The sequence below is a fragment of the Amnimonas aquatica genome (assembly GCF_002943415.1).
Classification (GTDB): domain Bacteria; phylum Pseudomonadota; class Gammaproteobacteria; order Pseudomonadales; family Moraxellaceae; genus Perlucidibaca; species Perlucidibaca aquatica_A.
Window position 1 is genome coordinate 1 of record NZ_PTQZ01000117.1, and the last position, 5,564, is coordinate 5,564.

Genomic DNA, 5,564 nt, shown 5'->3' on the forward strand with positions numbered 1-5,564 from the left:
CGGCGGGCCCGCTCAAGACGAGCGTGAGCGGGCCCGCCAGGTCCGTTTCCTGCAGTACCGGGGGTTCTCCCTGGGCCAGGCGCTGGGCGCCCTGAAAGTCCTGCACCAGTCCTCCTGAGCCAGCATTCGCGGTCACGCCCGGGTGCTTGCCGCCCTGTCGGGCTTGCCGACGACGGAATCTCCAACAGTGGCTGCTCAGTCAGCACATCTGCCGCTATAATCGCCGGTCTTTTGCAAAAAGCCTTGCCAACCCGCCACCCGCAGATCGGTAGCCGGGGTCGGGGCAGGGCGTGACTGGTTCGGAGCGGTACATGAAAAGCGCTGAAATCCGCGAGGCTTTCCTTCGTTTCTTCGAGCAGAAGGGGCACACCCGTGTCGCCTCCAGCTCGCTGGTTCCCGCGGATGACCCGACGCTGCTGTTCACCAATGCCGGCATGAACCAGTTCAAGGACTGCTTCCTCGGCCTGGACAAGCGCGCCTACACCCGTGCCGCCTCCTCGCAGAAGTGCGTCCGTGCCGGCGGCAAGCACAACGACCTCGAGAATGTCGGCTACACCGCGCGCCACCACACCTTCTTCGAAATGCTGGGCAACTTCAGCTTCGGCGACTACTTCAAGCGTGATGCCATCCATTACGCCTGGGAGTTCCTGACCTCGCCGCAGTGGCTGGGCATCCCCCGCGACAAGCTGACGGTCACCGTCTATGCCACCGACGACGAAGCCTATGCCATCTGGCAGGGCGAGATCGGTGTGCCTGCTGAGCGCATCATCCGCATCGGGGACAACAAGGGTGCTCCCTACGCTTCCGACAATTTCTGGGCCATGGGCGACACCGGTCCCTGCGGTCCCTGCACCGAGATCTTCTATGACCACGGCGCCGACATCGCCGGCGGTCCGCCGGGCTCGCCGGACGAGGATGGCGACCGTTTCATCGAGATCTGGAACAACGTCTTCATGCAGTTCAACCGCACGGCGGACGGCGTCCTGCATCCGCTGCCGGCGCCCAGTGTCGACACCGGCATGGGTCTGGAANCATCGGCTGCGCCAATGACAACCAGGCCTCGCTCAAGGTCGTGGCCGACCACATCCGCTCCTGCTCGTTCCTGATCGCCGATGGCGTCACGCCCTCCAACGAGGGCCGCGGCTACGTGCTGCGCCGCATCATCCGCCGCGCCTGCCGCCACGGCAACAAGCTGGGCGCGAAGGACAGCTTCTTCCACAAGGTCGTGGCCGCGCTGGCCGCCGAGATGGGCGAGGCCTATCCGGAGCTGCGCGCGCAGCAGGCGCATATCGAGCGCGTGCTGAAGACCGAGGAGGAGCAGTTCGCCCGCACGCTGGAGCAGGGCCTGCGCATCCTCGATCAGGACCTGGTCGGTCTGCAGGGCACGGTGATTCCGGGCGAGACCGTGTTCCGCCTCTACGACACCTACGGTTTCCCGGTCGACCTCACCGGCGATATCGCCCGCGAGCGCGGCCTGACGCTGGACGAGGCCGGCTTCGAGCGTGAAATGAACGCCCAGCGCGAGCGCGCCCGCGCCAGCTCGCGCTTCGACCTCGACTACAACAGCCTGATCAAGCTCGACGGCGAAACCCGCTTCACCGGCTACGACGCCACGCGCGGCGAAGGCGCGGTGCTCGCCATCTACCGAGGCGGTGATGCGCTCGATGTCGCCAATGTCGGCGATGAAGTGGTGATCATTCTCGATCAGACGCCGTTCTACGGCGAATCCGGCGGCCAGGTCGGCGATGCCGGCTACCTGCGTGCCGCCGGCGTCACGGTCGAAGTGCGCGACACCACCAAGGCCGGCGCGCATCATCTGCACCAGGCCGTGGTCACCGAAGGCAGCCTGCGCGTGGGTGACCGGGTCGGCGCCGAGGTGCGTGGCGACCTGCGCGCCGCCACCGCCCGCAACCACTCCGCCACACACCTGCTGCACGCCGCCCTGCGCGAAATCCTGGGCACGCACGTGCAGCAGAAGGGCTCGCTGGTCTGCGCCGACTACCTGCGCTTCGACTTCTCGCAGCCGGAAGCGATTCCGGCGGAAACGCTGCGCCGCATCGAGGCGCGCGTGAACGGCCAGATCCTCGCCAACACGCCCGTGCGCACGGAAGTCACCGACATCGACACCGCCCGCGCCAAGGGCGCCATGGCGCTGTTCGGCGAAAAGTACGGCGACGTGGTGCGCGTGCTCACCATGGGCGAGGACGATTTCTCGGTCGAGCTCTGCGGTGGCACCCATGTCGGCCGCACCGGCGACATCGGCCTGCTGCGCATCACCTCTGAAGGCGGTGTTGCCGCCGGCGTGCGCCGCGTCGAGGCGCGCACCGGCGAGGGCGCGCTGGCCTGGCTGAACGAGGGCGAGCTGGCGCTGGCCGATATCGCCGATGCGGTGAAGGGCAATCGCGAGTCTGTCGGCGGCAAGGTGCGCCAGCTGCTGGAGCGCCAGCGCGACCTGGAAAAGGAGCTGGACCGTCTCAAGCTCAAGCTGGCGGCATCGGCCGGTGCCGATCTGGCCAGCCAGGCCATCGACATCGGTGGCGCCAAGGTGCTGGCCGCCAGCCTGGAGGGCGTGGATGCCAAGGCCCTGCGCGACACCGTCGACCAGCTCCGCAACAAGCTCGGTTCGGCCATCGTGCTGCTGGCCAGCGTGGCCGACGGCAAGGTCAGCCTGGCTGCCGGCGTGACCGCCGACCTGACCGCCAAGGTCAAGGCCGGCGAGCTGGTCAGCTTCGTGGCGCAGCAGGTCGGCGGCAAGGGCGGCGGCCGTCCGGACATGGCCATGGCCGGCGGTACCGACGTGGCGGCGCTGCCGCAGGCGCTGACCACCGTGCAGGGCTTCGTGGGTGAGCGTCTGGGCGGCTGAACGGCGCTGCCCGCGCGCAGAAAGCTGCGCCGGCCGCCGGTCGTGCCACGAGCAGGCGCCGCCGGCGGCCGGAAAAACAGGAATCAGGAAACCAGCCCTGCCTTCGTGGCAGGGCGACAGCAAGCGGACAACAATATGGCATTGATCGTTCAGAAGTACGGCGGTACCTCGGTCGGCTCCCCGGAGCGCATCGAGGCGGTGGCCGAGCGCGTCCAGCGCTGGCATGCGCAGGGCAACGACATCGTGGTGGTGGTGTCGGCCATGAGCGGCGAGACCAATCGCCTCATCGGCCTGGCCAAGGCCATCACCCCGGATCCGGATCCGCGCGAGCTGGATGTCATGGTGTCGACCGGCGAGCAGGTCACCATCGCACTGCTGGCCATGGCGCTGATGAAGCGCGGCGTGGCGGCGAAGTCCTACACCGGCGCCCAGGTCGCCATCCGCACCGACAGCTCGTTCGGCAAGGCCCGCATCGAGTCCATCGATGACGCCCGCATGCGCGCCGACCTGGCGCAGCGCAAGGTCATCATCGTGGCCGGTTTCCAGGGCGCCGACGACGATGGCAACATCACCACGCTCGGCCGCGGCGGTTCCGACACCACCGGCGTGGCGCTGGCGGCGGCCCTGAAGGCCGACGAGTGCCAGATCTACACCGATGTCGACGGCGTCTACACCACCGACCCGCGCGTGGTGCCGCAGGCCCGCCGCCTGGAGACCATCACCTTCGAGGAAATGCTCGAGATGGCCTCGCTGGGCTCCAAGGTGCTGCAGATCCGTTCGGTGGAATTCGCCGGCAAGTACAACGTGCCGCTGCGCGTGCTCTCCAGCTTCGGAGAGGGCGGCGGTACCCTGATCACCGTTGATACAGAGGAAGATATGGAAAAGCCCGTCATTTCCGGGATTGCCTTCAATCGTGACGAAGCCAAGCTCATCGTTCGCGGCGTGCCCGACACCCCGGGCATCGCTTCCCGCATCCTCGGCCCGATCGGCGACGCCAACATCGAAGTCGACATGATCGTGCAGAACGTCTCGGCTGACGGCACCACCGACTTCACCTTCACGGTTGCGCGCGGTGACATGAAAAAGGCACTCTCTGTGCTCGAAAAGGTGGCCCAGGACGTTTCTGCTCGTGAGATCATCTCCGACGACAAGATCACCAAGGTGTCCCTGGTCGGCGTCGGCATGCGTTCGCACGCGGGTGTGGCGAGCAAGATGTTTGCCGTGCTGGCCAAGGAAAACATCAACATCCAGATGATCTCGACCTCGGAAATCAAGATTTCCGTGGTGGTCGACGAGAAGTACCTGGAGCTGGCAGTGCGTGCGCTGCACACGGCGTTTGATCTGGATGCCCCGTCCGCCTGAGGGGTGTCTTTGCGGTAGCAAGCGGCTTGCGGGATGTGTCACTGGGCGATGGAGCGTCCCAATTTGATGTCGTCATGATTGAGACTGACTCCTCGCGGCCAACACATGGTGGTCCGGACCGGGACCGCCAGACATATTGGAGAGCAAGAAATGCTGATTTTGACACGTCGGGTCGGAGAGACCCTGATGGTGGGTGACGAGGTCACCGTAACGGTGCTGGGTGTCAAGGGCAACCAGGTGCGCATCGGGGTCAATGCCCCCAAGGATGTCGCCGTGCACCGCGAGGAGATCTACCAGCGCATCCAGCAGGAGAAGGACCCCGCGGAACAGGCCGGCTGAGCCTTTCCCGGCCCTGCTGCCGCCACGAAAAAGCCTCCGTCAGGAGGCTTTTTCATTTCCGGCAGCGTGCTGTCCGTGACCGGCAGGCCGGTCACGTTGTCGCCCTGTGTGTCACTGACGGCTGGCGCCGGCCTCGGCCAGCAGGGCCTCGATGCGTGCGTCCTTGGCGGCCCAGAGTGCCGATATCCACTGGTGGAAGCGGGCACGGAAGGCCGGATCGTTCTCGTAGTCGCCCTCGTAGAGCTCGTGCGGAATGGTGCGCTGCTCCACCACCACGATGACGCGGCGCACGCGGCCGCAGAGGAATTCCCAGAACCCCACCGAGCCGTCCGGATAGACGATGGTGATGTCCAGCAGGGCATTGAGCTGTTCGCCGAAGGCGGACATGGCAAAGGCGAAGCCGCCGGACTTGGGCTTGAGCAGGTGCTGGTAGGGCGAGGCCTGGCGTGCGTGCTTCGCGGGCGTGAAGCGCGTGCCTTCGAGGAAGTTGAGCACCAGCACCGGCAGGTTCCTGAACTTGGCGCAGGCCTGGCGCGTGGTCTCCATGTCCTTGCCCTTGAGCGCCGGGTTCTTCTCGATCTGCGCGCGGGTGTAGCGCTTCATGAACGGGTAGTCCAGGCCCCACCAGGCCAGGCCCAGCAGCGGCACCCAGATCAGCTCCTGCTTGAGGAAGAACTTGAAGAACGGGGCCTGGTAGCCGAACGCGCGCATGAGCACGAAGATGTCGTTCCACGACTGGTGGTTGGCGCAGGCCAGGTACTGGCCCTTGGGGTCGAGGCCGGCGGGCAGGCGGACATCCCACTCGATGCGCATGAACACGCGGGCCAGCAGGGTGTTGCACATGGCCCAGGTCTGCGCCAGGAAGGCCACCAGGCGCGAGACCTGGTCGAACAGCCGGCCGCGCGGCAGGATCAGCTTGACGATGATCAGCAGGTAGACCGGCACGATCCAGAACAGGGTGTTGAGCAGCAGCAGTGTCGCCATGATGACGCCGTGTATC

At 66.3% G+C, this 5,564-nt stretch carries 3 protein-coding genes and 2 pseudogenes; 4 read left to right on the plus strand and 1 reads right to left on the minus strand.

Going from position 1 to position 5,564, the window contains the following annotated elements; translation table 11 throughout:
* The 4 genes and pseudogenes from C5O18_RS11150 to csrA all read left to right on the plus strand — a co-directional run.
* Window positions 1-118: pseudogene (locus C5O18_RS11150) on the plus strand (hypothetical protein); the annotation flags it as partial.
* Between the two features lie 193 nt (window positions 119-311).
* Window positions 312-2,863 (plus strand): annotated as a pseudogene (gene alaS, locus C5O18_RS05850) (alanine--tRNA ligase).
* A 135-nt stretch (window positions 2,864-2,998) separates the two neighbouring features.
* Window positions 2,999-4,225: an aspartate kinase gene (locus tag C5O18_RS05855; RefSeq protein WP_105192304.1), complete on the plus strand. Its 1,227-nt coding sequence runs from the start codon at window positions 2,999-3,001 to the stop codon at window positions 4,223-4,225.
* A 150-nt stretch (window positions 4,226-4,375) separates the two neighbouring features.
* On the plus strand, window positions 4,376-4,564 hold the full coding sequence (csrA, locus tag C5O18_RS05860) for a carbon storage regulator CsrA (RefSeq protein ID WP_105192306.1): 189 nt from the start codon (window positions 4,376-4,378) through the stop codon (window positions 4,562-4,564).
* A 111-nt stretch (window positions 4,565-4,675) separates the two neighbouring features.
* Here csrA and C5O18_RS05865 read toward each other — a convergent pair.
* On the minus strand, window positions 4,676-5,564 hold an 889-nt coding region (locus tag C5O18_RS05865; protein WP_241146756.1), incomplete at its 5' end, for an acyltransferase.

Coding starts and splice junctions, on each gene's coding strand:
- C5O18_RS05855 (WP_105192304.1), top strand. CDS start 2,999: ATGGCATTGATCGTTCAGAAGTACGGCGGTACCTCGGTCGGCTCCCCG.
- csrA (WP_105192306.1), top strand. CDS start 4,376: ATGCTGATTTTGACACGTCGGGTCGGAGAGACCCTGATGGTGGGTGAC.